This is a genomic window from Rhizobium leguminosarum, assembly GCF_001679785.1.
Classification (GTDB): Bacteria; Pseudomonadota; Alphaproteobacteria; order Rhizobiales; family Rhizobiaceae; genus Rhizobium; species Rhizobium leguminosarum_R.
Genome location: NZ_CP016291.1, coordinates 134,216 through 160,124, shown reverse-complemented (window position 1 = coordinate 160,124; position 25,909 = coordinate 134,216). Strand labels below are relative to the sequence as shown.

30 protein-coding genes and 1 pseudogene are annotated in these 25,909 nt (G+C 61.1%); 14 read left to right on the top strand and 17 right to left on the bottom strand.

Annotated elements, in window-relative coordinates; all coding sequences use genetic code 11:
- Positions 1 to 6: 6 nt before the first annotated feature.
- The 4 genes from BA011_RS37835 to BA011_RS37820 are packed head-to-tail and all read right to left on the bottom strand — an operon-like array spanning position 7 to position 3,006.
- Positions 7 to 771: an amino acid ABC transporter ATP-binding protein gene (locus tag BA011_RS37835; protein ID WP_027667342.1), complete on the bottom strand. Its 765-nt coding sequence runs from the start codon at positions 769 to 771 to the stop codon at positions 7 to 9.
- Positions 768 to 1,526: an amino acid ABC transporter permease gene (locus BA011_RS37830; protein ID WP_062940437.1), complete on the bottom strand. Its 759-nt coding sequence runs from the start codon at positions 1,524 to 1,526 to the stop codon at positions 768 to 770. Before BA011_RS37830 ends, BA011_RS37835 begins: the two co-directional genes overlap by 4 nt.
- Positions 1,523 to 2,230: an amino acid ABC transporter permease gene (locus BA011_RS37825; protein WP_062940438.1), complete on the bottom strand. Its 708-nt coding sequence runs from the start codon at positions 2,228 to 2,230 to the stop codon at positions 1,523 to 1,525. The genes BA011_RS37830 and BA011_RS37825 overlap by 4 nt, the downstream gene beginning before the upstream one ends.
- Positions 2,227 to 3,006, bottom strand: a complete 780-nt coding sequence (locus BA011_RS37820; protein WP_065284591.1) for an SDR family oxidoreductase — start codon at positions 3,004 to 3,006, stop codon at positions 2,227 to 2,229. The genes BA011_RS37825 and BA011_RS37820 overlap by 4 nt, the downstream gene beginning before the upstream one ends.
- A 194-nt stretch (positions 3,007 to 3,200) precedes the next feature.
- On the opposite strand from BA011_RS37820, the gene nac reads away from it, so the two are divergent.
- Positions 3,201 to 4,160: a nitrogen assimilation transcriptional regulator NAC gene (gene nac, locus BA011_RS37815; RefSeq protein ID WP_151343778.1), complete on the top strand. Its 960-nt coding sequence runs from the start codon at positions 3,201 to 3,203 to the stop codon at positions 4,158 to 4,160.
- Between the two features lie 14 nt (positions 4,161 to 4,174).
- Here the strand turns inward: nac and BA011_RS37810 are convergent, their stop codons facing one another.
- The 7 genes from BA011_RS37810 to BA011_RS37780 are packed head-to-tail and all read right to left on the bottom strand — an operon-like array spanning position 4,175 to position 10,211.
- Complete coding sequence (locus BA011_RS37810) at positions 4,175 to 5,377, bottom strand: pyridoxal phosphate-dependent aminotransferase (protein WP_065284667.1); 1,203 nt, start codon at positions 5,375 to 5,377, stop codon at positions 4,175 to 4,177.
- A 59-nt stretch (positions 5,378 to 5,436) separates the two neighbouring features.
- A complete protein-coding gene (locus BA011_RS37805) occupies positions 5,437 to 6,204 on the bottom strand; it encodes a 5-oxoprolinase subunit PxpA (RefSeq protein WP_065284590.1) in 768 nt (255 codons plus the stop codon).
- A gap of 54 nt (positions 6,205 to 6,258) precedes the next feature.
- The gene (locus tag BA011_RS37800) at positions 6,259 to 7,254 is read right to left on the bottom strand and encodes a biotin-dependent carboxyltransferase family protein (protein ID WP_065284589.1); all 996 of its coding nucleotides are present in this window, start codon (positions 7,252 to 7,254) and stop codon (positions 6,259 to 6,261) included.
- On the bottom strand, positions 7,251 to 7,958 hold the full coding sequence (gene pxpB, locus BA011_RS37795) for a 5-oxoprolinase subunit PxpB (RefSeq protein ID WP_065284588.1): 708 nt from the start codon (positions 7,956 to 7,958) through the stop codon (positions 7,251 to 7,253). Before pxpB ends, BA011_RS37800 begins: the two co-directional genes overlap by 4 nt.
- Positions 7,955 to 8,389 (bottom strand): acetyl-CoA carboxylase biotin carboxyl carrier protein, encoded by a 435-nt coding sequence (locus BA011_RS37790; protein WP_065284587.1) that lies wholly within the window; start codon positions 8,387 to 8,389, stop codon positions 7,955 to 7,957. Before BA011_RS37790 ends, pxpB begins: the two co-directional genes overlap by 4 nt.
- Entirely contained in the window at positions 8,386 to 9,771 is a 1,386-nt protein-coding gene (gene accC / locus BA011_RS37785; protein WP_065284586.1) for an acetyl-CoA carboxylase biotin carboxylase subunit, read from the bottom strand. The genes BA011_RS37790 and accC overlap by 4 nt, the downstream gene beginning before the upstream one ends.
- Positions 9,771 to 10,211: an acetyl-CoA carboxylase biotin carboxyl carrier protein gene (locus tag BA011_RS37780; protein ID WP_065284585.1), complete on the bottom strand. Its 441-nt coding sequence runs from the start codon at positions 10,209 to 10,211 to the stop codon at positions 9,771 to 9,773. Before BA011_RS37780 ends, accC begins: the two co-directional genes overlap by 1 nt.
- 273 nt (positions 10,212 to 10,484) lie before the next feature.
- On the opposite strand from BA011_RS37780, the gene BA011_RS37775 reads away from it, so the two are divergent.
- Both BA011_RS37775 and BA011_RS37770 read left to right on the top strand, forming a co-directional pair.
- Positions 10,485 to 10,739, top strand: coding sequence for a type II toxin-antitoxin system Phd/YefM family antitoxin (locus BA011_RS37775; protein ID WP_033184308.1), 255 nt, complete (start codon positions 10,485 to 10,487; stop codon positions 10,737 to 10,739).
- Positions 10,736 to 11,167: a type II toxin-antitoxin system VapC family toxin gene (locus BA011_RS37770; RefSeq protein WP_065284584.1), complete on the top strand. Its 432-nt coding sequence runs from the start codon at positions 10,736 to 10,738 to the stop codon at positions 11,165 to 11,167. Before BA011_RS37775 ends, BA011_RS37770 begins: the two co-directional genes overlap by 4 nt.
- 81 nt (positions 11,168 to 11,248) lie before the next feature.
- Here the strand turns inward: BA011_RS37770 and BA011_RS37765 are convergent, their stop codons facing one another.
- Positions 11,249 to 12,325, bottom strand: coding sequence for a LacI family DNA-binding transcriptional regulator (locus BA011_RS37765; protein ID WP_065284583.1), 1,077 nt, complete (start codon positions 12,323 to 12,325; stop codon positions 11,249 to 11,251).
- Between the two features lie 222 nt (positions 12,326 to 12,547).
- On the opposite strand from BA011_RS37765, the gene BA011_RS37760 reads away from it, so the two are divergent.
- The 7 genes from BA011_RS37760 (at position 12,548) to ppk2 (ending at position 20,518) form a co-directional block, all read left to right on the top strand.
- Positions 12,548 to 13,501: a sugar phosphate isomerase/epimerase family protein gene (locus BA011_RS37760; protein ID WP_065284582.1), complete on the top strand. Its 954-nt coding sequence runs from the start codon at positions 12,548 to 12,550 to the stop codon at positions 13,499 to 13,501.
- Positions 13,502 to 13,560: 59 nt separating this feature from the next.
- Complete coding sequence (locus BA011_RS37755) at positions 13,561 to 14,793, top strand: ABC transporter substrate-binding protein (RefSeq protein WP_065284581.1); 1,233 nt, start codon at positions 13,561 to 13,563, stop codon at positions 14,791 to 14,793.
- Positions 14,794 to 14,895: 102 nt separating this feature from the next.
- Positions 14,896 to 15,783 carry a carbohydrate ABC transporter permease gene (locus BA011_RS37750; protein WP_065284580.1) on the top strand — a complete coding sequence of 296 codons (888 nt, stop codon included), beginning with the start codon at positions 14,896 to 14,898 and terminating at the stop codon, positions 15,781 to 15,783.
- Positions 15,783 to 16,667, top strand: a complete 885-nt coding sequence (locus tag BA011_RS37745) for a carbohydrate ABC transporter permease (protein WP_065284579.1) — start codon at positions 15,783 to 15,785, stop codon at positions 16,665 to 16,667. The genes BA011_RS37750 and BA011_RS37745 overlap by 1 nt, the downstream gene beginning before the upstream one ends.
- Positions 16,668 to 16,674: 7 nt before the next feature.
- Positions 16,675 to 17,757 (top strand): ABC transporter ATP-binding protein, encoded by a 1,083-nt coding sequence (locus BA011_RS37740; protein WP_065284578.1) that lies wholly within the window; start codon positions 16,675 to 16,677, stop codon positions 17,755 to 17,757.
- Positions 17,758 to 17,840: 83 nt separating this feature from the next.
- Positions 17,841 to 19,493 (top strand): GMC oxidoreductase, encoded by a 1,653-nt coding sequence (locus BA011_RS37735; RefSeq protein WP_065284577.1) that lies wholly within the window; start codon positions 17,841 to 17,843, stop codon positions 19,491 to 19,493.
- A gap of 110 nt (positions 19,494 to 19,603) precedes the next feature.
- The gene (gene ppk2 / locus BA011_RS37730) at positions 19,604 to 20,518 is read left to right on the top strand and encodes a polyphosphate kinase 2 (protein ID WP_065284576.1); all 915 of its coding nucleotides are present in this window, start codon (positions 19,604 to 19,606) and stop codon (positions 20,516 to 20,518) included.
- A 117-nt stretch (positions 20,519 to 20,635) separates the two neighbouring features.
- Here the strand turns inward: ppk2 and BA011_RS37725 are convergent, their stop codons facing one another.
- Complete coding sequence (locus BA011_RS37725) at positions 20,636 to 21,511, bottom strand: aldo/keto reductase family oxidoreductase (RefSeq protein WP_065284575.1); 876 nt, start codon at positions 21,509 to 21,511, stop codon at positions 20,636 to 20,638.
- Positions 21,512 to 21,618: 107 nt separating this feature from the next.
- On the opposite strand from BA011_RS37725, the gene BA011_RS37720 reads away from it, so the two are divergent.
- Positions 21,619 to 22,527: a LysR family transcriptional regulator gene (locus tag BA011_RS37720; protein ID WP_065284574.1), complete on the top strand. Its 909-nt coding sequence runs from the start codon at positions 21,619 to 21,621 to the stop codon at positions 22,525 to 22,527.
- Positions 22,528 to 22,643: 116 nt separating this feature from the next.
- Here BA011_RS37720 and BA011_RS37715 read toward each other — a convergent pair whose 3' ends face one another.
- The 4 genes from BA011_RS37715 to BA011_RS44745 all read right to left on the bottom strand — a co-directional run bounded on the left by BA011_RS37715 (position 22,644) and on the right by BA011_RS44745 (position 23,918).
- Positions 22,644 to 23,123 (bottom strand): pyridoxamine 5'-phosphate oxidase family protein, encoded by a 480-nt coding sequence (locus tag BA011_RS37715; RefSeq protein ID WP_065284573.1) that lies wholly within the window; start codon positions 23,121 to 23,123, stop codon positions 22,644 to 22,646.
- 108 nt (positions 23,124 to 23,231) lie between these two features.
- Positions 23,232 to 23,426 (bottom strand): hypothetical protein, encoded by a 195-nt coding sequence (locus BA011_RS37710; RefSeq protein ID WP_003538349.1) that lies wholly within the window; start codon positions 23,424 to 23,426, stop codon positions 23,232 to 23,234.
- Between the two features lie 62 nt (positions 23,427 to 23,488).
- Positions 23,489 to 23,725 (bottom strand): 30S ribosomal protein S21, encoded by a 237-nt coding sequence (gene rpsU / locus BA011_RS37705; protein ID WP_065284572.1) that lies wholly within the window; start codon positions 23,723 to 23,725, stop codon positions 23,489 to 23,491.
- 40 nt (positions 23,726 to 23,765) lie between these two features.
- A complete protein-coding gene (locus BA011_RS44745) occupies positions 23,766 to 23,918 on the bottom strand; it encodes a hypothetical protein (RefSeq protein WP_186806636.1) in 153 nt (50 codons plus the stop codon).
- Between the two features lie 453 nt (positions 23,919 to 24,371).
- Between BA011_RS44745 and BA011_RS37700 the strand changes: the two genes are divergently transcribed.
- The 3 genes and pseudogenes from BA011_RS37700 to BA011_RS43655 form a co-directional block, all read left to right on the top strand.
- Positions 24,372 to 25,091: an Ig-like domain-containing protein gene (locus tag BA011_RS37700; RefSeq protein ID WP_065284571.1), complete on the top strand. Its 720-nt coding sequence runs from the start codon at positions 24,372 to 24,374 to the stop codon at positions 25,089 to 25,091.
- Positions 25,092 to 25,257: 166 nt separating this feature from the next.
- Positions 25,258 to 25,446, top strand: coding sequence for a hypothetical protein (locus tag BA011_RS37695; protein ID WP_003555203.1), 189 nt, complete (start codon positions 25,258 to 25,260; stop codon positions 25,444 to 25,446).
- 80 nt (positions 25,447 to 25,526) lie between these two features.
- Positions 25,527 to 25,772, top strand: a pseudogene (locus tag BA011_RS43655) (helix-turn-helix transcriptional regulator); the annotation flags it as partial.
- Positions 25,773 to 25,909 lie beyond the last annotated feature (137 nt).

Sequence of the window (25,909 nt, the reverse complement as noted above, 5' to 3'; positions counted from 1 at the left end):
TTGGTATCAATGCCTGAGATCAGCGAGGAATCGCTGCGCCCGGGGATGGCTTGGATTGTTGAAAAATTCCTCAGGCGTCGCCATTTCGAGGATCTGGCCGGCATCGATGAACCAGACCCGATCCGCGACGTCACGCGCGAAACCCATTTCGTGGGTGACGCACAGCATGGTCATGCCTTCGGACGCCAGGCTCTTCATGACGGCCAGCACTTCGCCGACCATTTCAGGATCGAGCGCGCTGGTCGGCTCGTCGAACAGCATCACCGGCGGTTCCATGGCAAGGGCGCGGGCGATTGCCACCCGCTGCTGCTGGCCGCCCGACAACTGACCGGGATAGGCCCGCGCCTTGTCGGCCAGACCGACCCGATCGAGAAGCGTGAGGGCCTTGTCCTCAGCAACATCCGGCGCCACGCCTTTCACCCGGATCGGCGACATCGAGACGTTTTCGACGACCGACAGGTGCGGAAACAGGTTGAAGTTCTGAAACACGAAGCCGATCCGGCTGCGCAGCGCATTGAGTTCCTTTGCCCGCATGGCGGCGTGGATGTTTTGCCCGTCGAGCGTGATCGATCCGCTGTTGATCTCCTCTAGGCGATTGATCGTGCGGATCAGCGTCGATTTTCCCGAACCGGACGGCCCGCAGATGACCACGACTTCGCCGCGCGAGACCTGCGCATCGATATCCTTCAGGACCGGATAGTCGCCGTAGCTCTTGCAAACCTGCGAAAGGCGGATCGTCTGCAATTCCTGTGCTGAAACTGACATGGTCATAGCTGCTCCGATATGATTTTCGATGGCGCGACCAAGGCGGCGGCAGGAAGGTTGGAAAGTCCCGCCCGCCGCCGCGTGATGCTTCGCTCAAGGCGATTTGCGAAGTAGGTGAGCGTCCAGCAGATGGCGAAGTAGACGATCGCCAGAATGAGGAAGACCTGGAAAGGCTGCGTCAGGAGCTGGTTGTTGACCTGGCTTGCGGCAAAGGTCAGGTCCGGCACGTTGATCACGTAGCCGAGCGTCGTGTCCTTGATCGTCGAGACGAAGGTGGAGATGATGCTCGGGATCATGTTGTAGAGCGCCTGCGGCAGGATGATGAAGCGCATCGCACCTAAATAACCGTGACCAAGCGCACGCCCTGCGTCCATCTGGCCCGGTCCGAGCGCAACGATGCCGGCACGGACGACTTCGCTCAGGAACGCGCTTTGATAGACCACGAGCGTCGTCAGCATCGTGACGAAGCTCGGCACATCAGCGCCGGTCAGCAGCGGAACGAGGAAATAGCTCCACAGGATGAGCATCAAGAGCGGCACGCCCCTGGTGAAATAGACCAGTGCCGTGACCGGCCAGCGCAGCAGCGGCGACCTGGAGAGCCGCGCTAAAGCGAACAGGATGCTGACCGGAAAGGCGAGAGCGATGCTGAGCGCCGAAAGGATCAGCGTATTGGCGAGCCCGCCAAGCGGGCCGTTCGGATATTGGCCAATCAGCAGCAGCAACCAGTAGTCTTGGACGATGGCGATCATGTCGTGGATCATGCGCGCGCGCTCCTGGCAGGATCAGCGCGCATCGACAGATAGGCGCCGATGCTCATGATCACGAGCGAGAAGAAGAGGTAGAGAACCGTGCCGATCAGGTAGATCTCGAAGGTCCGGAAGCTGAGGTTCTCGATTTCCTTGACGGCATGCGTCAGCTCCGAGGCTCCGATGACGACGGCGAGACTGCTGTTCTTGAACAGGGAAACGCTGTGATTGATGAGCGGCGGCAGCGCGTTGCGCACGCCTTGCGGCATGATGACGAAACGCATCGCCGAGACGTAGCCGTGGCCAAGCGCGCGGGCGGCCTGCATCTGGCCGGGGCTGACCGAGCGCACGCCCGAACGAAGATCTTCGCTGAAGTAGGCCGCCTGGCAAAGCCCGAGCCCGATCACCGCAAAGATGGCCTCGGCATTATGGACGGCCAGCCATTCGGCTACTCCGCTCGGCATTAGCGTGAAAATCCCGAAGTACCACAGCATCAGCTGAACCAGGGTGGGGACGTTCCTGTGGTAAGAGACGTAAGTGGCAACTAACGGATCGCCGAAACGAAAGGGTGACAAACGCAGCGCCAGCAGCAGAAGTGCCAGCGCCATCGCCATAGACCAGGAGCCGGCATAGATGATGAATGTCATCTCGATGCCATGCAGCAGCATGGCGGTATATTCCGGATTTCCGAGGATTGCCGAAAGGTCGAAACCGCTCACGGGTTTGGCTCCCCGGATTGGTCCGGCTTCGCCGAAGGCTGGGGCTTTGCCGTCTGCAGCCCGCCCATGACCTGCAGCGTCGGGGTGATCTCCATATGTCCGATGTTGACGGCGACGGGGGCTGCTATGGCGAAGGCAATCGCGTCGGCGATATCGGCCGCCTGCGGCAGTTCGAAGCCGTCGATGAACCGTTCGCGGATGCTGGGGTCATCGCCATGGACGTGATTGAAAATGTCAGTGGCGACCCGGCCGGGGCAGATTTCCGTGACCCGTACCCGCTTGCCGAAAGCGTCGACGCGTAACTGGTTGGACAGCATGCTCACCCCTGCCTTGGTGGCGTGATAGGATGAGTTGCCGCCGAAATTGTAGGCGCCGGCAATCGACGAGATGTTGATGACATGTCCGCGGTCCCGCGCCACCATGCCGGGCACGACCAGCCGGCAGCTGTGCAGAACCGCCCGGAGATTGACGTCGACGATGAGATCGATATCGCCCTCGTCAGCTTCCAGGAATTTCTTCGGCCGGTCGACACCGGCATTGTTGACGAGAATATCGAACTCCACCCGACGTGTGAGCTCTGCCATGGCCTGACGGTCGGTCACGTCGATGACGTGGGCGATGCAGCCCGTCCGCGCGGCCAGCTGCTGCAACGCTTCGGCGCTACGGGCAACCGCATGGACCTCGATGTTCTCCCGGCGGAACCGCTCCACCACGGCTGCGCCGATACCGGAAGATGCGCCGGTCACCAGTGCGGTCTTGTAGTCGGAGAATGGCATTGTCGTTCCCTTGTTGTTGATCGAGACAGTAGCGAAGCTTAAACCCCTTGCCTAAGACCGATTATCTCTGGAGCAATAAGCAACGGTTATGGAGCCGGCGCAGGCTGCTGAAGAAGAGAAAGAGCTGATGCCGGGCATCACCTTGCGGCATCCGGGCCTGAGGAAAGCAGCGACGGCGTCGCGTTGCAAAAGCAATGCGTGTCTGCAAACATATAAGCCGCGCACATCAGAACGGTACCCCGATCCTCATGGACATCAGACGCCTCAAATCTTTCATCGTGATCGTCGACAGCGGCAGCATCACGCGAGCGGCGGACCTTTTGCATATCGCCCAGCCAGCGCTCAGCCAGCAGCTTGCCGCACTGGAGGAGCATTTCGGCCACAAGCTGCTGATCCGCAGCCAGCAGGGCGTCAGCATGACCGATGCGGGACATGCAGTGTACCGCCATGCGCAAATTATCCTTCGGCAGATGGAGCAGGCGCAAGCGGATGCATCGGCAGCCGGCAATTCGCTTGCCGGGCGCGTATCCGTCGGTCTCGTGCCCTTCAGCAGTGCCGCCACGCTGTCGGTCGACCTCCTGGCTGAGACGCGGAAACGGCATCCCGGTATCCTGCTGCACCTCACCGAAAGCGTCGGCCAGACCTATAGCCAGATGATCATGAACGGCAGGCTGGAGATGGCGCTTCTCCATGGAACAGGACCGATCAAGGGTGTCCGCTTCGAGCCGATCCTGAGCGAAGAGTTTTTCCTTGTCGCCCATCGGGACTTTGCGATCGAAGCGGATGCGAAGCCCGTTCCGGTCAATACTCTTGACGGAATGCCGCTGCTGTTGCCGCCGGCCTATAATTTCGTTCGCCGCGCGGTCGATACCGCCTTCACGCGCACCCGCACGAATTTGAAAGTCGTGGCGGAAGTCGAGATCGTCCGTACCCTCGCCCGGGCGGTGGGCAGCGGTCTCGGCGCGACGATCATGCCGAAAGCCATCGCCGACCGCATCGTATCGGAATCGAGCGAGCCGCTGATCTGCCGGCTCGTTTCGCCACGGATCGAAGAAACCCTGTCGCTGTGCGTTTCCGACCAGAATCCCCTATCGGAACCGGCCCTCGCCGTCCGGGACATCCTCCTCGAGCTGACGGCGCGCTTGAAAAACTAAAAGCTCGCTGCCGATCAGCGCATATCCTTACAAAACTGGGCTATACGCGCGCATCCTTCGCCGAGTTTCTCCATGCTCGTGGCGTAGGAAATACGAAAGAAGGGGCTCATTCCGTAAGCCGCTCCTTGCACGGTCGCGACATGATGCTCTTCCACGAGCGCCATAACGAAATCGACGTCGGTCTCGATCCTTCGTCCGCCCTTGCTGGTCTTGCCGATCAGCCCCGAGATATTCGGGTAGATGTAGAAGGCGCCTTCGGGCCTATGGCAGCGCAGCCCTTCCACCACAGACAATCTGTCGAGAACGAAGTCGCGTCTTTCCTTGTAGATCGCCGCACGCTCCTTCAACAGATCCTGAGGCCCGTCCAGCGCCGCGGTCGCCGCAGCCTGCGTCAGCGTCGCGATGCCGCCGCCATTCTGTCCGTTGACGTTGCTGACGGCGGCGATCAAGTCTTTCGGCCCGGCGCAGAAGCCGAGCCGCCAGCCTGTCATCGCGTAAGCCTTGGAGACGCCGTTCATCGTCAGGACGCGCTCATAGAGCCTGGGCTCGACTTCGGCGATCGTGCAGAACTGGAAGTCGTCATAGACTAGGTGTTCGTAAATATCGTCGGTCATGATCCAGACATTGGGATGACGCAGCATGACCTCGGCAATGGCAGCCATCTCCGCCCGGGAGCAGGCGGCTCCGGTCGGGTTGTTCGGAAAATTAAGGAAAAGCCACTTGGTGCGCGGCGTGATCGCCGCCTCCAGATCCTCGGGACGCAGCTTGAATCCGTTCTGCTCGTGGCAGGGGACGGCGACCGGGACGCCGCCGGCGAATTTTACGATATCCGCATAGCTGACCCAGGAGGGTGTCGGAATGACAACCTCGTCGCCCGGATTGCAGGTCGCCAGCATGGCATTGAAAATCACCTGCTTGCCGCCGCCCGACACGACGATCTGGCTGGCCTCATAGTCGAGATTGTTATCCCGTTTGAACTTCCTGATCATGGCGGCCTTCAGCGCTGGGGTCCCGTCCATCGGAGGATATTTCGTATCGCCGGCAAGTGCTGCCGCATGGGCCGCCTCGATCGCGTGGGCCGGAGTGGGGAAATCCGGCTCGCCAGACGAGAGGCTGACGACCTTGATCCCCTTGGCGGCCAGTTCCCTGGCGCGCTGGGTCATGGCGGCGGATGCGGATATGGAGACGTTTTTCAGGCGGTCAGCGATGACGGACATCGACATGGTCCTTCGATGAGGTTGAAATGGGAAACCGCCCTTGGGCGATCAGGATTGCGTCAGTCGGCGAGTTCGGCGGCAGGCGCGAGCGTAGCACCCGTGGCTTCGATCTCGCCGCGCACGATGCCGGCAAGCTCCAAGGCGCCGGGTGTGTCGCTATGGACGAGAATGGAGCGGGCCGGCATTGCGATCACCGCTCTGTCGATCGTCTCGACGGTTCCTTCGAGCAGGAATTGTCGGACACGCGCACGCACCGCGGCCTCGTCCTTGATGACGGCGCCAGGCAGCCCGCGCGCGACAAGTCTGCCCTCGGCATCATAAGCCCGGTCCGCAAGGAAAAGCGCCAGCGTCTTCAAGCGCGCGCGTCTGGCCGCCTGTTGAATCTCGCTGCCTGAAGTGACGAAAACGACGAGGCCGGCATCCACGGTGGCGATCGCATCCATCATCAGGTCGGCCAGCACAGGATCGCGGTTGACCATATTGCCCATGGTTGCATGGAAGCTGATATGGGAGACAGTGACACCCTCGGCTTTGGCGATCGCCATCAGGGCGCCGATCTGATAGAGCATCTGCTGGCGAAGCTCGTCTGCCGAAAACGGTATTTCGCGCCGGCCGAACCCCAGCCGGTCGGGCAAGCCCGGATGCGCGCCGATGCCGACGCCGTTCAGTTTCGCGAGCCGGACCATGCGCCCCATCGTATCGGGGTCGCCGCCGTGGAAACCGCAGGCGATGTTGGCCGACGAGACGAGTTTCATCATCGCTTCGTCGTCGCACAGCCGGTAGGGGCCAAATCCTTCGCCCATGTCGGAATTCAGATCGATCTTCATCGGTTCCTCCTTTTGACGGCTGGTATGTCTTTGTGTTCCCGCAAGCCGCCCATATCAGGCCATCGCCTTCAGGGCGCGCTTGACCATCCGGGACGTTTGCCTGACGTCGTCAACATAGCGGGCGACAGCCTGCTCCACCGCACGCGCCTCGGCATGCGTCGAGCGAAGGAAGCTCAGGCGGGCGCCGATGCGGGCTTGCCCGAGCCGCCAGAGGTCGCACTCGATCACGCCGGCAATCTTGGGATAGCCGCCGGCAGTGTTGGCATCGCTCATCTGCACGATCGGTTCGCCGCCGGGCGGAACCTGGATCACGCCGGGCACGACGCCGTGGGAGCGCATCTCGATGGACGCTGTCGGCGTGATCGGCTCGCCTGACAGCCGGTAGCCGGTCCGGTCGCTTCGGGAGGAAATCCTCCAGGTCTGGCTCCAGAAAGCTTCACCATCTCTCGCGAAAAGATCATGCTCGCCGGCAGGCAGGGCGCGGATCGGCAGCGTGCCGTCGACAGCAGCCGGGAAGACATCGCGCAGCGCCACGGCCGGTTCGACGACGGCAAGACCCGAGGCCGGCAGCATGGCGATCTCTGCATCCTCGCCGACCGCGATCCGATCGGCCTTCGCCAGAGGCCGGCCGGCATTGCCGCCGAAACCGCCGCGGAGCGACGTACTTCGCGAGCCCATGACAACGGGGATATCCAGCCCGCCTCCGACCGAGATATAGGAGCGCGCCAGCCGTGGAGGCTGTTTCAGTTCGAGAACCTGTCCGGGCTCCGCGACATGGGCGCACCAGGGAAGCAGCTCCGATCCGTCGAGATGAGGATTGCCGTCGGCGCCGGTCACGGCAAAGACCACGCGCTGCTCGAAACGCAGGCTGAACGGGAAGGTCTGCACCTCTATCGCGGCGGCACTTTCGTCATTGCCGACGAGAATGTTGCCGATCCTGACCGCAAGCGGATCCATCGCGCCGCTCGCCGATACGCCGATGTCGCGATAGCCGGGGCGTCCAAGATCCTGCACCGTGTTGAACGGGCCGCTTTCCAGAATCTCGATCATAGCTCAATCCCTGCTGGCAGGAACCGCACCGTATCTCCCGGCGCCATCGTGGCGGGGGTCGGCGATGTGGGGTCGAACATCTCAAGCGTCGCATAGCCGATGGAATTCCAGCCGTTCGGACCTGTGAGCATGGCGACGCCAGTCTGCATGCCGCCGATGGTGACGCAGCCCTTCGGCATCTTCAGTGATGGCACGGTCTTTCGCGGCATGTAGATGCGCGGATCGAGACCGTGCAGATAACCGAAACCGGGAGCGCTGCCCAAGGCGAAGACACGGTAGGTCGCTTCATGATGGATGCGGACGACTTCGCGGTCGCTCAAGCCCGAGAGATCGCAAAGGGCCGGAAGATCCGTCGCATATTCGCCGCCATAATCGACGGGAATCTCGATGGTCTTGCCCTTGAGATCGATGCTGCGGGCATTCTCCCATGCCTGCAGCAGCCGGGCGACCACCGCATCCGGATCCTCGGGCGTCTCCTTGAAGATCACCAGCAGGTTGGTCATGCCCGGAATGTTTTCCGCAAGGTCCGGCCAGCCTTTCACGGTCTGGGAGAGAGCCCAGATCCGCCGCTGCGCGATGAGATCGAAGTCGCCTGGCGCCTCGAGCAGGAAGGATCTGGCGCCGATCGAGGAAACCCGCGCCTGGCTTTTGGTGGCCGGAACGATTTCGCGTTGCGATGCATGTCTGTTCGTCGTGGCGATCATGATGGGAGCTCGATTTCGAACAGAGGATCGCCGAAGCCGACCAGTGCGCCGGGCTCGGCGAGCAGCCTCGTCAAAACACCGGAACGACCGGCGCGAAGGGGAAGCAGGATATGCCCTACCCCGACAAAGCCGACGATATCCGCATCGGATACGGAGCGTGGCAGATTTTGCGGCGTGGCGGAGGTGGGATGCTCGACACAGAAGCGGCCTGCCATCGGCGCCTTCACGACGGCCGATGCGGAGCCGGGAGCCAAAACGGGAGCAGGAGGCATCGCTCCGGTCGAGCTGATCCGAGCGCCGTCTTTTCCTGCGACGACGATGCGAAGCTGTCCGCCCGGTCGGGAGATTTCAAGGCCGTCCACACCGGCGGCCGTCAACGCCTCGGTGAGCAATGCGATGGTCGCCGGATCGCTGAAATCGATCGCGCTCATGCCGCCCTCCGCAGCTTCAGCCATTGTTCGAGATAATGGATATCCGTCTCGCCGCGCGCGAATGCGCCGTCCTCGAACAGAGCGCGCAGGAAAGGGATATTGGTAGAAATTCCCCCGACCTCAGTGCCGGCAAGCGCTTCGCGCATTCTTGCCATCGCTTCCGCACGCGTCGACGCATGGACGATCAGCTTGGCGATCAGAGAATCGTAATAGGGCGAGACCTTGTAACCGGCATGAATATGCGTATCGACGCGGATGCCCGGTCCCGCCGGCAAGGCCAGATGGGTGACGACACCCGCCGACGGCAGGAAGGTTTCCGGGTCCTCGGCATTGATGCGGCATTCGAAGGAATGGCCTTCGCATGTCACATCGCCTTGGGTGAGATCCAGAACGTGACCCTGAGCTGCCCTTATCTGCGCCTGGACGATATCGACACCACTGGTCAGCTCGGTGACGGGATGCTCGACCTGAAGTCGCGTGTTCATCTCGATGAAATAGAAAGCGCCATCCTCATAGAGGAATTCGAAGGTTCCGACGCCCCGGTAGCCGATCTGAAGGCAGGCTTGTACGCAAGCCAGACCGACTGGCTGGATGATGTCGGGCTCGATCCCAGGCGCCGGCGCCTCCTCCACCACTTTCTGATGGCGGCGCTGCATCGAGCAATCCCGGTGTCCGAGCCACACGGCATTGCCGTGATCGTCGCAAATGACCTGTATCTCGATGTGACGCGGATGCTCTAAGAATTTCTCCATGTAGAGCGAGGGTGAGCCGAAGGCTTTGCGGGCCTCTTCTCGCGTCAGAGCGATTGCTTCATGCAGCACGTCGGCCTTTGGCACGACGCGCATGCCGCGCCCGCCACCGCCGCCGGCTGCCTTGATGATGACGGGATATCCGATCTCCAGCGCTATGCGCTCGATCGTGGCGGGCTCATCGGGCAGCGCGGTGTCCGGACCGGGAACGCAGGGGACGCCGGCCGCCATCATCGCGCGTTTTGCCGAGATCTTGTCGCCCATAATGGCAATCGACGACGCGGTCGGACCAATGAAGACCAGGCCGGCCTTTTCGACGGCATCGGCGAAGGCGGCGTTCTCCGACAGAAAACCATAACCCGGATGGATGGCGCCCGCACCGGCGAGACGCGCCGCCAGAAGGATGGCATCCTGATTGAGGTAGCTCTTGGCGGCGGTCGACGGGCCGATGCACAGAAAACTGTCTGCGGTCTTGCCGTAAGGCGCTTGCCTGTCGGCCTCGGAGCAGATGGCGACCGTCTTCAGGCCGAGCTCACGGCAGGCGCGCTGAATGCGGGCTGCGATCTCGCCGCGGTTGGCGATCAGAACGGTATCGAAGCGGTCGGTCGCGGATTGTTCAGGCGTTTCCGGCATCAGCCAATCTCCGCCAGCAGATCGCCGGTCTCGACCTCGCCGTCGTCGACTTCGGTGAGGTGTGTAATGCGCCCTGCCCGCGGCGCGGCGATCGTGTTGAAGACCTTCATTGCCTCGATGATGAAAAGCGTCTGCCCCTCCTCCACCTTGTCACCGATCGTGACGAATGGCGGTTCCCCAGGCGCCGGGGTCCGATGCAGAACGCCGAAGACCGGCGCCTTCACCGCATCGGTTTTCTCAGGCCTCGAAGGCGTATCGGCGCCGGCATCCCGGGCAGGGTTTGTCGTCGATCCTGCCTCTTGCTGGGTCTCGGCAGCAGCCTCCTGACCCGGCAACATGCGGAAAATCCGAACCGTCACGTCCTTTTCCGTCACGCTCAGCTCGGTAATGTTCGATCGTCCGACAAAGTCGATCAGCGTCTTGATCTTCGAGAGGTCCATATGCGTGCTCGGAATTTCAAAATTCCACCGCGCTGACCCGAAGTTTCAAGTCGCTCGGTGTTGTGATTTTTCGTAGCACGACGCGTCGGTTGATGGGGTCAGACGAAGTTTTGATGGAGTGCAATTCGCGCCTTATAGGACATATCGCCGAACGTCAGCGACCGGCAGCCGGAAGCGGCAGAATCCCCGCAATGGATTCAATGAAGGGACAATGCTTGTTCTGACGGCTGACAGTGCTATATGTAGGTAAATACCTACATGAGGCAGCCAGCCATGACCATTACGACACTTTCCAGCCGTGAACTCAATCACGACGTCAGCAATGCGAAGAAAGCTGCCAGAAAAGGGCCAGTCATCATCACTGACCGCGGCAAACCTTCCCATGTCCTTCTGACATATGAGGAATTTCAGCGTCTTTCCGGCAGGAGCCAAAGCCTGGTCGATGGGCTTTCCATGCCGGGCCTGTCGGAAATCAATTTCATGCCATCGCGGGTCGAGATCAAAACCCGCGGAGTTGACCTGTCTTGAGCTATCTGCTGGATACGAATGTCATTTCCGAACTGCGCAAGATTGGTGACGGTAAGGCTGACCCGGAAGTCGTGGCATGGATCGAAACGTCAAACGCTTCTGACTTCTATCTCTCTGCAATTACCATTCTCGAATTGGAACGGGGCGTGCTTGCGGTCCAACGACGCGATGCCCGGCAAGGTTCACGCCTGCGTACATGGCTGGACGATCACGTGCGTCCGCAGTTCGCCGGCCGGATACTGCCGATCGATGATGCCATCGCAACGCGCTGCGCGCATCTGCATATTCCCGACCGGCGCAACGAGGCAGATGCGTTGATTGCTGCCACTGCACTGGTGCACAATCTTACCGTGGTCACGCGAAACGTGAGAGATTTCGACGGCACCGGTGTCGTCATTGTCGATCCTTGGCAGGGTCAAGCAATGTAGACGCCTTAAATGGATGCAAATTGCAGCGTCCAAATTGACAATGTCGGCGTTTCTGCACGGGATGCGCGGCCGGTTGTACCGTCATCGCCAGCTCTTCGGAGCGGCGATGCTCTCCCGCACGATCAGGCTGCTGCGGATGACGGTGCGAACCGCCGCCGTATTCTGCCTCTGGCCAATGGCGTCGAGCAGGAGATCCACGGCCGCGCGCCCCATTTCTTCCACCGGCTGCTTGATCGTCGAGAGCGGCGGAGAGCAGAATTCGCAGACGGGGGAGCCGTCGAAGGAGACGACGGACACGTCACCGGGAATGCTTAGGCCCGTTCGCTGGATACGGCTGACAAAAGAAATGGCCATGTCGTCGCTGGTCGCGATGACGGCTGTCGGTTTCTCGGTCAACTCGGCGAAATCATCCGCCGCCTGGACCCCAATGTCGAAGCCATGCTGATAATCGAGATGACCACCCGAGCGATGCACCGAGTCCTCGGACAATCCTGCCGCCTCAAGCGCCTCGAGCACGCCGCCATAACGCTCGACATCGTGATAATTGCCTTCAGGCCCCGCAAGATAGAAGAACCGCCGATGACCCAATCGGATCAGTTCAGCCGTGACGTCGCGCACGGCTTCGCGGTCGTTCGTCACGACGCTCTGCAGGCCGGCATCGCTCATGTCGAGCAGCATCGACACGATCGGCAGGCCGGAATTGGCCAGCGAGCGCCCGTCAACCTCCGGAAGCTTCGACGACAGGATGATGGCTCCACGCACGCTGCCGCCGAAAGCGAGGTCCAGAATATGCCGTTCGGAAACTTCATCGCGATCGAGGTTGGCGATCATCAGGTTGTAGCCGCCCTGGATCAGCGATTTATTGATACTCTGCAGCACCTGCGGAATGACCTGGGAAGCACCATAGTAGAGCGATCCCGGCAGGATGATCATGATGATGTTGGATTTGCCGACCCTGAGACCGCGCGCCATGGCGTTCGGGGTGTAGCCCAGTTGCCTGGCTGCGGCATTGATCTTGGCGCGCGTCTTCTCGTTGACCCGTCCGGGATTGGCGAGCGCCCGGCTGACTGTCGAGATGGCAACGCCGGCGAGCCGCGCGACATCGGCCATCAATGCACCCGATGGCTCCTCTCCCACCACATCCTTGTTTTTGTTCATGTTTACTTCATTCTCCCGGATGCTTCGATTTGCAACTCTAAGGCAGGGAGCGATTTATAGCAAACGTTTGCCAAAAATCGCTTGCTTAAAAAACCGGCTTGGCTATTATCTAGCCATGGCAAACGATTGCCATTTCTTAATGCGTTGAAAATCCATGGCTTATTGGATGCGGAACTGCTCTTCCGCACGCGGGTAGGTCATGCCTCGAGAAATGGACAGGTTATGGCTACTGGCGACAGGCTGCGCTTCGGCGTCGATCTCGTGACATTCTTTCATCCCGGCTTCTGGGGCGTCGACAGCCATGATGCGATCGTCGGTTATGCCCGCGCCGAGCCACGCGCCTTCTGGGACAAGATACTCGACAGCGTCCAGGCTTCCGGCGTGACCGGCGTCGAGCTGACCTTCTCTCCCTTCAACTGGCAGGACGCGATCAAGACCTACGGTTCCGTCGACGCCTTCGCGGCCGAGCTGGCAAGACGCGGCCTGACGCTGTGCAGCGGCTTCTTCGCGGAACTGGAGGCGGCCGGCGACTTTGCTGAGCCCGAGGCCCAGCGCGCGCTGATCGACAAGGCGGAACGATATGCCGATTTCCTGAAAGCCTGCGGCAGCGACATCATGGTGATCGGCGCGCCCCTACGCCAGACGCTCGGCGCCCAGCCGGTGCAATTCTACGATTTCGACCGCGCCAAGGTGATCGCCGATTTCCTGAATCGGCTCGGCGCGACCCTCTATGCCAGGGGCGTGCGGCTCGCGCTGCACACCGAGGCGCACTCGATCTTTGCCGCCGCGCGCGACGTCGACTTGATGATGTTTTTGACCGACCCGGCCTATGTGCATATGTGCCCGGACACGGCCCATATCATCGTTGCCGGCTCCGATCCAATCCAGCTCGTCGATCGCCATCACGAGCGCATGATCATCGCCCATTGGAAGGATGCGATCGGCCCCATGCCCGCCGACACGCCGATCGACAAACATATCCATGAACGCCACCAGCCCTATTTCTGCAGCTTCGGCCTCGGACGGGTCGATTGGCCGGCCTGGATTCGGCTGCTGCGCGACCGGGCCTATGAAGGCTGGGCGATCCTCGAACTCGATGCCGCGCCCGATCCCGTCCGCGACATCGCCAACGGGCTCACGCTCGTCCGGCAGGCGCTCCTGCCGATCTATCGCTGACAGTCATTCCTAAGACAACAAAACGCCCCGCAAAGAGGGCATTTTCAAGAGGTGGAACAATGAAGAACATGATGAAGCTTTTTCTTGCCGGCGTGGCATTCGCCGGTCTCTTCGCCTCGGCTCATGCCGAGGACAAGCCGACGATCGAGATCATGTCGTCCTGGACGTCGGGCGGCGAAGCTGCCGCCCTCAACGTCATCAAGACTGAGTTCGAAAAGCGCGGCGGCGTTTGGAAGGATTCCTCGATCGCCGGCTTCGGCGCGGCCGATGCCGCCTTCCAGAACCGTATCGTCGCCGGTGACGCCCCCGGCGCCAAGCAGGGCGTCATCGGTCTCGCTGCCGCCGATTTCATCAACCAGGGCCTTTTCAATCCCATCGACGATGTGGCCTCCTCCGGCAAATGGGCCGACGCCCTGCCGAAATCGATCCACGATCTGATCTCCTATGACGGCAAGGTCTATCTTGCGCCGACCGGCGCCCATGGTGAAAGCTGGATCTTCTATTCGAAGGAAGCCTTCGAGAAGGCCGGCATTTCGCAAGAGCCCAAAACCTGGGACGAGCTCTTTGCCGATCTCGACAAGATGAAGACTGCCGGCATCGTTCCGGTCGCCTGGGGCGGCCAGCCCTGGCAGCAAACCAAGGTCTTCAACATGATCCTGCTCTCGCAGGTGGGGATCGACGGTTTCCTGAAGATCTATGTCGATAAGGACAAGAGCCCGGCATCCGTCGAAGGCGTGAAGAAGGCCCTTGAAATCCTCGGCAAGCTGCGTGGCTATGTCGATGCGGGTGCAGCCGGCCGCAACTGGAACGACGCCACCGCCATGCTGATCACCGCCAAGGCCGGCGTGCAGTTCATGGGCGACTGGGCCAAGGGCGAATTCACCGTTGCCGGCAAGGAGCCGGGCAAAGACTATGGCTGCATGATCGTGCCGGAGTCGAAGGGCATGGTCTACATCGCCGACGCCCTCTGGTTCCCCAAGACCGGCAAGGCTGAGACCGACAAAGCACAGAAACTTCTTGCCGAAGTCGTCATGGACCCGGCTATCCAGGTGGAGTTCGCGCTCAAGAAGGGTTCGGTTCCGATGCGCTCCGACGTCGACAAGTCGAAACTGGACGTCTGCGCCCAGAAGGGTGTCGAGCTGATGGCCGCGGGTGCGATCGTGCCGGATCAGGCGATTGTGCTGACGCCCCAGCAGGTCGGCGCGCTCGACGACTTCGTCGACGAGTACTGGAGCGGCGGCTCGAATGATGCGGCCGCCGCGGCCGAGAATTTCTTCGCCGTCTTCGAGTAGCATAGCGCCGGTGGCGTCGGCCTGATGTCGACGCCACGGCTGCCGGCCGCCGCCTCGCGCGGTGGTGCGAACCCTGCTTTCCACCCGTCAACGAACTGGCCGATGTCCATCAAACGCAAGCCCAATCTTTCCGCGACCATCGCCCTTTTGCCGACATGGTTCGTCGCCGTCGTGGTATTCATCGGCACCATGGCGTGGTCGATCCGGCTGTCCTTCACCAATTCGACGCTTTTTCCGTCCTCGACCTATGTCGGCTTGGCGCAATATTCGAAGCTCCTCTCTTCCGCCAAGTGGCTGGCATCGCTGCAAAACGTGTTGATCTTCGGCGTCCTTTACGTCGCAGGCTGTTTGCTGCTCGGCTTCCTGCTGGCCGCGGCGCTGGATCGCAAGATCCGCTTCGAAAGCGCCTTCAGAACCATATTCCTCTATCCCTACGCCATGTCCTTCGTGGTGACCGGGCTGATCTGGCAATGGATGCTCAATCCGACGCTCGGCATCCAGGCGAGCGTGCGTTCGCTCGGCTGGGAAAGCTTCGTCCTCGACTGGGTGGTCAATCGCGACATGGCGATCTATGCGCTGGTGCTTGCCGGCGTGTGGCAGGGCGCGGGGCTCGTCATGGTCATTGCGCTCGCCGGCATGCGTGGCATCGAAGCCGAGCAATGGAAGGCGGCGCGGATCGACGGCATTCCCGTCTGGCGGATCTATGTCTCGATCATCCTGCCCCAGCTCGGGCCGGCGCTGGCCGCGGCCGGCATGCTGCTCGCCATGGGCGTGATCAAGACCTATGACATCGTCGTTGCCATGACCAATGGCGGTCCCGGCAATGCGACAGAGGTGCCGGCGAAATTCATCATGGACAATCTGTTCGGGCGCCAGAACCTCGGCCTCGCGACAGCAGGCGCGACGGTGCTTGTCCTCGGCGTGATCATCGCAGTCGCCCCGTTCCGCTATGCGATGCACATGCGTGACAAAGCAAAGGGGGCTGCGTGATGGCCCGTCCTCATCCGAACGGCCCGAAGCCGGCACAAATCACCGCCGGGCGCATCGGCCTCTATGCCTTCCTTTTCATCGCCGCACTTTTCTTCCTTCTGCCGCTCTACACCATGGTCGTCACCTCGCTGAAGTCCATGGACGAAATCCGGCTCGGGCAGATCTTTGCCCTGCCGGCCACATTCGATTTCTCTGCCTGGGTGACCGCCTGGTCGGGCGCCTGCATGGGAACCGTCTGCGTCGGCATTCGCAGCGGCTTCTGGAATTCGGTGGCGATCACCCTCCCCTCGGTCGCGCTCTCCGTCTTCATCGGCGCCGTCAACGGCTATGCGCTGTCGCTCTGGCGGCCGCGCGGGGCAAACCTGCTCTTCGGCCTGCTGATGGCCGGCGGCCTCATCCCCTACCAGATCTTCCTCTATCCGATGGTCCGGGCGATGGCGAATATCGATCTCTATAATTCGCTCGCCGGTATCATTCTTGTGCATGTCATCTTCGGCCTGCCGCTGGTGACGCTGCTCTTCCGCAACTATTTCGTCAGCGTGCCGGAGGAGCTGTGCAAAGCGGCGCGCGTCGACGGCGCGGGCTTCTGGCGCATCTTTTTCGAGATCATGCTGCCGATTGCCGTGCCGATGGTCGTGGTGGTCTCCATGCTGCAGTTCACCGGCATCTGGAACGACTTTCTGCTCGGTCTCGTCTTTGCCGGGCGCGACAACCTGCCGATGACCGTGCAGCTCAACAATATCGTCAACACCACGATGGGCGAGCGAACCTACAACGTGAACATGGCGGCGACGATCCTCACCGCCATCGTTCCGCTTGCCATCTATTTCCTGTCCGGCCGCTGGTTCGTGCGCGGCATCGCGGCCGGCGCAGTCAAGGGGTAACGCTTCCATGCAATCTGCCGTCTCCGTCAAGGACCTGAAGATCGCCTATGGCGACCATACGGTGATCGAGAAGATGTCGATCGATATCGCGCCGCGGGAGTTCCTGGTGCTGCTCGGCCCTTCCGGCTGCGGCAAGTCCACGCTTCTGAACGCCATTGCCGGTCTCCAGGACATTACATCAGGCGAGGTCTCGATCTCAGGCAAGAATGTCAGCTGGGAGGAGCCGAAGGACCGCGGCATCGGCATGGTCTTCCAGTCCTACGCGCTCTATCCGCGTATGTCGGTCCGCAAGAACCTCTCCTTCGGCCTTCGCGTCGCACGCCTGCCGAAGGCCGAGATCGAGGCCCGTGTCGCCCGCACCGCCGCCCTCCTCCAACTCGACAAGCTGCTCGACCGGCGTCCTGCCGAGCTTTCCGGCGGTCAGCGCCAGCGCGTCGCCATCGGCCGGGCGCTGGTGCGTGAAGTGGATGTCTTCCTGTTCGACGAACCACTGTCGAACCTCGATGCCAAGCTGCGCAACGAATTGCGCGTCGAGATCAAGAAACTGCACCAGCGCCTCGGCAACACCATGATTTACGTCACCCACGACCAGGTCGAGGCCCTGACGCTGGCCGACCGCATCGCCATCATGCGCGACGGCGTCATCCAGCAGCTCGCCGCGCCAGCCGAGATCTACCGCCGCCCGATCAATCTCTTCGTCGCCGGCTTCATCGGCGCTCCTGCGATGAATTTCGTCGAGGGCCGGATCGAGCGCGGCAACGGCGCTCCGGTCTTCCGGAGCAAGGAGCTCACTGTCGATCTCTCCGGTTATTCCTTCCGGGCGGACGCGGCGGAAGGACCGGCAACGCTCGGCTTTCGCCCGGAACACCTTGTGCTCGATGGCGCCACCAGCGGCCTGCCCACCATTCCCGGTCGCGTTTCCGTCGTCGAGCCGATGGGTTCGGACGCCGTCGTCTGGTTCGACTTGGCAGACCAGAGCCTTTCGCTCCGGCTCTTGGGCGATGTCACGCTGCAGCCTGGCGATGCTCTGGCTCCCGGGCTCGATATCGCCAAGGCGTCCCTCTTCGGCGCTGACGGATCGCGGCTGTGACGCACCATCCCTTTGTTTTCCCGCAATTCCGGGTGCGTTTCGCGCCGTTTTGAGGATTGCTCCAGGACAGGATTTGAAAAGACATGTCTGAGATCGTCTATGATGCGCTGGTGATCGGCTCCGGCGCGGCGGGTTCCTTTGCGGTAAAGGAACTGACGGCACAGGGGCTGTCGGTGCTGCTGCTCGAGGCCGGCCCCGCCGTCGGGCCGAAGGATTTCGATCCCGCGCGCAAGAAGGCGCCGGCAAGCAGCATCAATATCTGGGAGCGTGCGCGGGCCACCCTCAAGGGCCAGCCGATCCAGGCGCGCGCAGCCTTTTTCACCGAGCGCTTCAGCCACTTCTTCGTCAACGACCGCAAGAACCCCTATACGACGCCGAAGGGTGAACCCTTCCTCTGGATCCGAGGCCGCCAGGGCGGTGGGCGCCTCCACAGTTTCGGCCGGGTGCTGCTGCGCTGGACCGACGACGATTTCAAGATCCGCTCACGCGCCGGAAAGGGCGTGGACTGGCCGGTCTCCTATGACGAGCTGGTGCCTTTCTACGACGAGGTCGAGGCCTATCTCGGGCTCTACGGCAACAAGGACAACGTGGCCACCCTGCCGGATGGCATCTATGCGAAGCCGGCAAGCCTGACGCCTGCCGAACAGATCTTCAAGCAGGTGGTTGAAAGCCGCTGGCCGGAAAGGCACGTCGTCTCCTGGCGCTACATCGCGCCTGACGCCGACCGGATGCCGCGACCGCTGCGAGAAGCAAAGGCGACGGGTGAGCTGACCATCCGCTACGACGCCGTCGTTCGCCGCATCACCACGGACGAGAAGACCGGCCGCGCCACCGGCGCGGAATACATCGATCGCAACACGGGCGCGGTATCAACGGCTCGCGCCGCGACTGTGGTGCTTTCCGCCTCACCGATAGAGAGTGTGCGGCTGCTCTTGAATTCGGCTTCGGCGAAACATCCGGATGGGCTCGGCAACAGCTCGGGCGCTCTCGGTCGCTATTTCATGGACCAGCTGCCGTGCCTCGCCTTCGGCTCCTTTTCCAAGGCGAAGGGTTGGGCGCCCGACGACTCCGCGCCGACCGACCCATTCTACAATCCGTCGGGCGGGATCTTCATTCCCCGCTTCGGCGAGGGCGACGCCGCTCGCGGCGATTTCGACTACCAGGGAAGCGTCGGCCGGGCGCCGGTCTCCGGGGACAGAGATGCGCGTCTCGCCTTCTTCGGTTTCGGCCGCATGCTGCCCTATGCCGACAACCGCATCACGCTCGATCTGAGGCGCAAGGATGCCTGGAACATTCCCGTGCCGCATATCCGCTGCGTCATGCAAGAGGAGGAGCAGGCACTGCTCAAAAGGCAGGAGGAGACGTTGATCGCCATGATCGAGGAGATTGGCGGCGACCTCGAATTCATCGGCTCGCCCACCGGCCTCAAGGAAATGGGCAAGGGTGCCTTTCCCGAAGCCGATGCCTTCAGCCGCTTCATGTTCCGCAAATGGTTCCGCAAGACCATGTGCATGGGCGCCGCAATCCATGAGACGGGCGGCGCGCGCATGGGCGAAACCCGGCAAGCTTCTGTGCTCAACCCCTACAATCAGGTCTGGGATGCCCCGAACCTCATCGTCACCGACGCCAGCGCCTTCCCCGGCAGCGGCGTCGCCGGCACGACGCTCACCGTCATGGCCCTGACGATCCGCGCCTGCCGGAATCTTGTCGACCAGTACCGGACGGGACGGCTGTAGCCGCGCTTGGAACGAGGGACCCGGGTAAACCGTTTCAGCCTTCGATCAGTGGTCGTCATATAAACTTCGCACTGACATGCTCCTGTCAACAAAAGCAGGAAGGGAAACCCATGTCGCGAACACATCAGGACCAGCTCAACCGGATAAAGGCCGAAATCGCCGACAGCTTCGATGAAGAGCTGGAAATGCAGATGGAGGAAGATCGGCTCGACGATCTTGTCGCCGAAGGAATGTCGGAACCGGCGGAGCAGACGCTCGAGCGAAAGATCTACTTCCGGGAGCTTTTCCGCTTGCAGCACGAACTGGTGCGGCTGCAGGATTGGGTCCAGCATAAGAAGCTGAAGGTGGTGGTGCTATTCGAAGGCCGGGATTCGGCCGGCAAGGGAGGCGCGATCAAGCGCGTGACCCAGCGGCTCAATCCGCGCGTCTGCCGGACGGTCGCGCTGCCCGCCCCTACCGAGCGGGAACGCCATCAATGGTATTTTCAGCGTTATGTCCCGCATCTTCCAACCGGTGGCGAGATCGTGCTCTTCGACCGAAGCTGGTATAATCGCGCCGGTGTCGAGCGCGTGATGGGGTTCTGCACCCCCGATGAACTCGAGGAGTTCTTTCGCTCGGTGCCTGAATTCGAACGCATGCTGGTCCGCTCCGGAATCGTGCTGATCAAATACTGGTTTTCGATCACCGACGAGGAGCAGGAGTTCCGCTTCAATATGCGTATCCACGATCCGCTGAAGCAATGGAAGCTGTCACCGATGGATATGGAAAGCCGTGTCCATTGGGAGGAGTACACCAAAGCCAAGGAAGAAATGCTGGCGCGTACCCACACGGAGGATGCACCCTGGTGGGTGGTACAGGCCGTAGACAAGAAACGGGCGCGTTTGAACTGCATCGCCCATCTTCTGGAGCAGATCCCTTACGAGGATGTTCCGAAACCGGAGATCCAGTTGCCGGACCGCATCCGTAACGCCGATTACAACAGGGCGCCGGTTCCGCCTGAAATGTATGTGCCGGAGCGCTATTGAAAGCATAGCCGCAACAGGCGGCGGGCTACCGCATAATTCCCTAAATCGGAATCGATGTAGGGATTGCGACGCTACGCCGCGCAAGAGCGTGGCGTAGCGTCGGGTCGCCGGCGACCTTTAGGCGGCGACATCAGCCATGCGGTTCAATTCCGAGGCGGCGTCATCCGGCAGCACGAGCGCGGCAGTGGCGAGGTTCTCCCTGAGATGGCCGACGGACGAAGTGCCAGGGATCAGCAGGATATTTTCGGCGCGATGCAGCAGCCAGGCGAGCGCCACCTGCATGGGCGTGGCTTCAAGGCGTGCGGCGACATCGGACAGGGTGGACGACTGCAGCGGGCTGAACCCGCCGAGCGGAAAGAACGGCACATAGGCGATGCCGTCGCGCGCGAGATCGTCGATCAGGGCATCGTCGGCCCGATGCGCCAGATTGTACTGGTTCTGCACGCAGACGATCTCGGTGATCCCACGCCCTTCGGTGATCTGCTTGGATGTGGCGTTGCTCAGCCCGACGTGACGCACCAGGCCTTGCCGCTGAAGATCGGCGAGCACTGTCAGCGGCGCTTCGATCGACCCTTCGGCCGGGCCGTGCACGTCGAACATGATCCTGAGATTGACGACATCAAGCACATCGAGGCCGAGATTGCGGAGGTTGTCGTGTACTGCCTCCGTCAGCTCCTCGCGCGAGAAGGCCGGAATCCACGATCCGTCCGCGCCGCGCCGGGCGCCGATCTTGGTGACGATGGTGAGATCGTCGCGATAGGGATGCAGCGCTTCGCGGATAATCTGGTTGGTGACGTGCGGGCCATAGAAGTCGCTGGTGTCGATGTGGTTTACGCCGCTCGCGACCGCCTCCCGCAGCACGGCCAAGGCCGCGCCATGATCTTTGGGCGGGCCAAACACGCCAGGCCCGGCAAGCTGCATGGCGCCATAGCCAAGCCGCTTTACGCTGCGGCCGCCGAGAATGAACGTGCCGGACTGATCGATAGTGGACATGACCAAATTCCTTTCAGGAGATGACGCCAAGATAGGCCTAAGATAAGCATTGTCGGCGCGTGTGAAAATTGGCTATAATCCGCACAGGCTGTGCGGAGTGGCGAACAATGAAAGCAGATCTGGGTGATCTCAATGCCTTTGTTGCCGTGGCACGTGCCGGCGGTTTTCGCGAAGGCGCGCGCGTCAGCGGCAGCAGCGCCTCCTTCCTCAGCGAGGCGGTGCGCCGCCTGGAGGCTCAGCTCGGCGTCAGGCTGCTCAACCGGACGACACGCAGCGTCGTCCCGACCGAAGCGGGCAAGGGCTTGCTGGAGCGGCTCGGCCCTGCTTTGAGCGAGGTGGAGTCTGCCCTCGACGTCGTCAACGGTTTTCGCGACAGGCCGGCCGGTGCCTTGCGCCTCAATGTGCCGGTCAGCGCGGCGCGGCTGGTGCTGCCCGCCATCGTTCCACCGTTCCTCACCGCCTATCCCGATATTCGGCTGGAAGTGGTCACCGACGAGAGCTTTGTCGACGTGATCGCGGCCGGCTGCGACGCCGGCATCCGCTACGACGAGCGATTGGAGCAGGATATGATCGCGATACCGATCGGGCCACGCGTCCAGCGCTTTGCCATCGCAGCCTCCCCGGACTACCTCGATCGCCGTGGCCGGCCGCAACATCCGAGCGAGCTGCTCGGCCATGCCTGTCTATTGGGTCGCTTTGCCAGCGGCGCGATGACGGCGCCGTGGGAGTTCGAACGCGATGGCGAGATCGTGCGGGTCGATCCGACGGGGCCGCTGATCGTGCGGGTCGGCGGAGCGACCGATTTAGCTGTCGATGCAGCGATATCAGGAACAGGGATCGTCTGCCTCTTCGAGGACTGGTTGCGCCCGCATATAGACAGTGGCGCGCTCGAGCCCATCCTCGAACCGTGGTGGCAGCGCTTCTCCGGGCCGTTTCTATACTACCCCGGGCGTCGGCTGGTACCGGCGCCGCTCCGCGCATTTATCGATTTCGTCAAGGCATCGGCTCCGGCATAATTCCTTAGCCGGAATCGATCTAGGGATAAAATGATGCAGCAATTCAGGGTGTTACAGCATCCTTTGCGCGTCTAAAAGATGCGGCGCTATAAGCGGGTTTAGTGGCCGACGATGCGCTAGAGTTTGACCTCAGCATTGTCGCCCATATCAGGTTTGCTGTTCGAGACTGCTGCGGCCGCCATCTTGATATAGCTGATGATCGTGCCCGGGCTGTCCCAATATTCGGCCGAAGCCGGCGTCATCTTGAGGATACGGATGGAAGGATCGTCGGGATTGTCCCACCACGCCTTTGCCGGCGTCGCCCATAATTCCCTGATTCTCTCCCGGTCGTTTTGCACCTCGGCCGTCCCCGATACGGAAACATATTTCTGTCCCTTGGTGTCGGCAAAGGCGAGGCACACGTTTGGCCAGCGAGTGATTTCATCGTCCTTGTGACTGCTGACATCCGTCAGGAAATAGATCGCATTCTCGAGCTGCGCGGTATAGGCGGACATCGGCCGGGCTCGCAGATCGTCGCCGCTGCGGGTCGTCAGCATGCAAAACCCGATCTTGTCGATCAATTCCCATACCCGTGTCGCATCGTCTTGATTGGCCATCGTCATCTCCATCTGTGCAAGAGACGAAGTAACCATCTGCCGCGGCCGAGGTTCCCAGCGGCGGGCCCTAGTGAGCCCATTCCCAAGGTGATCGAGGCACGCAATCGATCAATGGACGCTTGGGGTTTTCATGACCATTGCGAAGTCTTCGGCGACCAGTTCGCTGACGGCGATGAGAACTTCCTCCCGGGAAAAGCCCGATGTCAGAGCGCGTTGAATCAGATCCTGCAGATCCGGCTCCACGACATCGCGGCAATCCTCGAGGCGTTCTTCCGAAACGGTGAGGCTATTGAGTTCGTCCATTGTCTGTCCTTTCAGGGGAATGTAACCGCCAAAGCCCGGGAAGGCTGGTGGGGATAAAGCCGTTAACGGGCGGCCACCGCCCGCTTCGGACCGGGCAGCAGGCCTTCACGCTGCATCTGCTTGCGTGCAGCCTTGCGATGTCGGCTGATCGCCTGTGCCTTTTCCCTGACGCGACGTTCGGACGGCTTCTCATAGGCGCGCCGTTCCTTCATTTCACGGAACAGCCCTTCGCGCTGCATTTTCTTTTTCAAGCCTCTGAGCGCTTGATCGACATTGTTGTCTCTGACGAGTACCTGCATTGCGAGTTCTCCTTGTTTGGGATGGTGGCCCGATCGCCGCTCAGCCGAGCTGTTCGGCGATCAGAACCTGCAATTCGCGGCGGGTGAGAAGGCAGGGAAACGGCTTCCAGCTCTTGGGAGCATTGCGGACAGCCTCGTCATCCTCACGCGGATTCGCCGCCGCAACCGCGGTGGCTGTATGTGTGTTGTTCAAAAAGAAATCCTTTGCCGGCCTTGGCCGGCGTTATCGATTGTTTGTGGGATTGCCCATCACGCAGCCTTAAGGCGCGCGCCGATCCATAAGCGTCTCAATCAGCAGCCGGCAACGGCTTGGATTTCCGCTTGGATCGGGGACATCAGCAACATAGGGCTCAGCGAGCACAATTGCAACGGATAGCCCGGATGGTTGGCGCAGGGCATCGCCAATCGCCTTCAGATATACGCGGTACCATTTTATTCAAGTTAGCCGGGTATAGTTTTTGCCGAATTTTCTTCAATTTTGCGCGGGAGTGACATTATTCCGCCAGAATGGAAGCAACGCGAAGATCGCCATCGAAATTAACCTTCCGTTAAATAGGCCATTGACTTGTAGTATTAATAGGTTGTTAAAGGAGCCGCTCGCTGAGGTCGAAATTGACCCGCTAATAAACATTTTGAGGAGAGAGCAATGGCTTCGCCGATACATGCAACTGATGATAGTGCAACATTTCAAGAAACCGACGTTATTTCCGGAAATCTGCTTTCCAACGATTCCTCCGACAACGGCCACTTGTTCCTGCGCGCCTTCGACGGCGCAAGCGTAGGCGCCAAGAGCGGCAACAGCCAGGTTACCCAAATCCAGGGCGATTACGGCACCTTCTTCGTCAAGCCGGACGGCAGCTACACCTATGTCCTGAGCGACGCTGCCAAGATCGGCTTCGCCAACGGCGAATCGTTCCAGGAGAAGGTTTCCTACAAGATCTCCGACGGCAGCGGTCATACCGATGTCGGCCTGTTCACCCTGAACATCCAGGGCGTAACCCAAGTCAAGCCGATCGCAGTCGACGATACCTTCAGCTTCACCGAAGGCAGCGCCATCGGCGGCAACGTTCTGGACAACGACATTGCCGGCGACAACGGCAAGATGTTCCTGCGTCAGTTCCTGACCGAGCAGGTAGACGCCAAGGATGGCGCCGTTACCGACGTTGCCGGCACCTACGGCATGTTCCACGTCAAGGCGGATGGCACATTCACCTATGAACTGACCTCCGATCTGGATGCAGGTCAGACGTACACGGAAGTTCTCCGTTACTACAAGATCTCCGATGGCGAAGGCCACACGGACACTGCCAAGGTGACGCTCAACATCACCGGCACGGATGCTCATCCCGACGGCGTCGGTGTTTGATCCGCAGCGATAGATCAGTGAGACACGACGCCCGCCGCGCAATCGGCGGGCGTCCGCATATTCGCCACTCTGATACAAGGCCCGGCGGGACGCCGGTATATAATCCTTTTTAGCTAGTTCTTATAAATGCCGGCGTGGCGTAGTCTTGATGTTCGGAGGACACGCCGTGACCGAACACATCGAACCCAGGCAAGTCGAAACAGACGATCTGACGAAAGTCTGGTCCGTGACGGAGTTCTGCGCTCGTCACCGCATAGATGCCGAGGAACAAGCGCTGCTGCTCAAACTCTTCGGGCCGTTCGCGACCGCCTCCGAATTGCTTCACAATGCCAAGCGCGCGCCAAGGTTCAGATGAGTCCTTCCCGATTTCTTCAACCTCACAAATCCCGGCAGGTCATTCGGTGAACGAGACGGCGCAAGATATCGCCTGATCGGGTGACGCTCGTTATCTTGCCTCTCCTTAGACATTTAGGCAGTAATCGAAATGGTGCGATCGTTGCATTTGGCGGAACCATCATCGTGAAAACGAGCGGCGCTGATATGGATCATGTCGATATCGTTGATGCTGTCTATCAGGCGGCGGTCCGTTCAGAACTATGGCCGGATACGCTGCGCGCGATCGTTGATTACGTCGGTGCCGTCGCCGGAAATATTGTCTATCAGGCACCTGGTGGCCGCGGCGAGACCTCATAGGTCCGAGCAATTTTCCTGAATTGCTGCTCACTCTCTGCACAAAATCTGCAAGCCGGCGCGGCATTCTTCCGCCATGAGCAAGAACGACATCTCCCTCGCGCCACACCGTCCGGCTTTGCCGGATC

Coding starts and splice junctions, on each gene's coding strand:
- BA011_RS37760 (WP_065284582.1), top strand. CDS start 12,548: ATGGCTACTGGCGACAGGCTGCGCTTCGGCGTCGATCTCGTGACATTC.
- BA011_RS37715 (WP_065284573.1), bottom strand. CDS start 23,123: ATGGCCAATCAAGACGATGCGACACGGGTATGGGAATTGATCGACAAG.
- BA011_RS37830 (WP_062940437.1), bottom strand. CDS start 1,526: ATGATCCACGACATGATCGCCATCGTCCAAGACTACTGGTTGCTGCTG.
- nac (WP_151343778.1), top strand. CDS start 3,201: ATGCGTGTCTGCAAACATATAAGCCGCGCACATCAGAACGGTACCCCG.
- BA011_RS37790 (WP_065284587.1), bottom strand. CDS start 8,389: ATGAGCGCGATCGATTTCAGCGATCCGGCGACCATCGCATTGCTCACC.
- BA011_RS37800 (WP_065284589.1), bottom strand. CDS start 7,254: ATGATCGAGATTCTGGAAAGCGGCCCGTTCAACACGGTGCAGGATCTT.
- BA011_RS37750 (WP_065284580.1), top strand. CDS start 14,896: ATGTCCATCAAACGCAAGCCCAATCTTTCCGCGACCATCGCCCTTTTG.
- BA011_RS37780 (WP_065284585.1), bottom strand. CDS start 10,211: ATGGACCTCTCGAAGATCAAGACGCTGATCGACTTTGTCGGACGATCG.
- pxpB (WP_065284588.1), bottom strand. CDS start 7,958: ATGATCGCCACGACGAACAGACATGCATCGCAACGCGAAATCGTTCCG.
- BA011_RS37710 (WP_003538349.1), bottom strand. CDS start 23,426: ATGGACGAACTCAATAGCCTCACCGTTTCGGAAGAACGCCTCGAGGAT.
- BA011_RS37700 (WP_065284571.1), top strand. CDS start 24,372: ATGGCTTCGCCGATACATGCAACTGATGATAGTGCAACATTTCAAGAA.
- rpsU (WP_065284572.1), bottom strand. CDS start 23,725: ATGCAGGTACTCGTCAGAGACAACAATGTCGATCAAGCGCTCAGAGGC.
- BA011_RS37820 (WP_065284591.1), bottom strand. CDS start 3,006: ATGCCATTCTCCGACTACAAGACCGCACTGGTGACCGGCGCATCTTCC.
- BA011_RS37740 (WP_065284578.1), top strand. CDS start 16,675: ATGCAATCTGCCGTCTCCGTCAAGGACCTGAAGATCGCCTATGGCGAC.
- BA011_RS37745 (WP_065284579.1), top strand. CDS start 15,783: ATGGCCCGTCCTCATCCGAACGGCCCGAAGCCGGCACAAATCACCGCC.
- BA011_RS37810 (WP_065284667.1), bottom strand. CDS start 5,377: ATGTCCGTCATCGCTGACCGCCTGAAAAACGTCTCCATATCCGCATCC.
- BA011_RS37805 (WP_065284590.1), bottom strand. CDS start 6,204: ATGAAGATCGATCTGAATTCCGACATGGGCGAAGGATTTGGCCCCTAC.
- BA011_RS37765 (WP_065284583.1), bottom strand. CDS start 12,325: ATGAACAAAAACAAGGATGTGGTGGGAGAGGAGCCATCGGGTGCATTG.
- BA011_RS37725 (WP_065284575.1), bottom strand. CDS start 21,511: ATGTCCACTATCGATCAGTCCGGCACGTTCATTCTCGGCGGCCGCAGC.
- accC (WP_065284586.1), bottom strand. CDS start 9,771: ATGCCGGAAACGCCTGAACAATCCGCGACCGACCGCTTCGATACCGTT.
- BA011_RS37775 (WP_033184308.1), top strand. CDS start 10,485: ATGACCATTACGACACTTTCCAGCCGTGAACTCAATCACGACGTCAGC.
- BA011_RS37735 (WP_065284577.1), top strand. CDS start 17,841: ATGTCTGAGATCGTCTATGATGCGCTGGTGATCGGCTCCGGCGCGGCG.
- BA011_RS37720 (WP_065284574.1), top strand. CDS start 21,619: ATGAAAGCAGATCTGGGTGATCTCAATGCCTTTGTTGCCGTGGCACGT.
- BA011_RS37835 (WP_027667342.1), bottom strand. CDS start 771: ATGACCATGTCAGTTTCAGCACAGGAATTGCAGACGATCCGCCTTTCG.
- BA011_RS37755 (WP_065284581.1), top strand. CDS start 13,561: ATGAAGAACATGATGAAGCTTTTTCTTGCCGGCGTGGCATTCGCCGGT.
- ppk2 (WP_065284576.1), top strand. CDS start 19,604: ATGTCGCGAACACATCAGGACCAGCTCAACCGGATAAAGGCCGAAATC.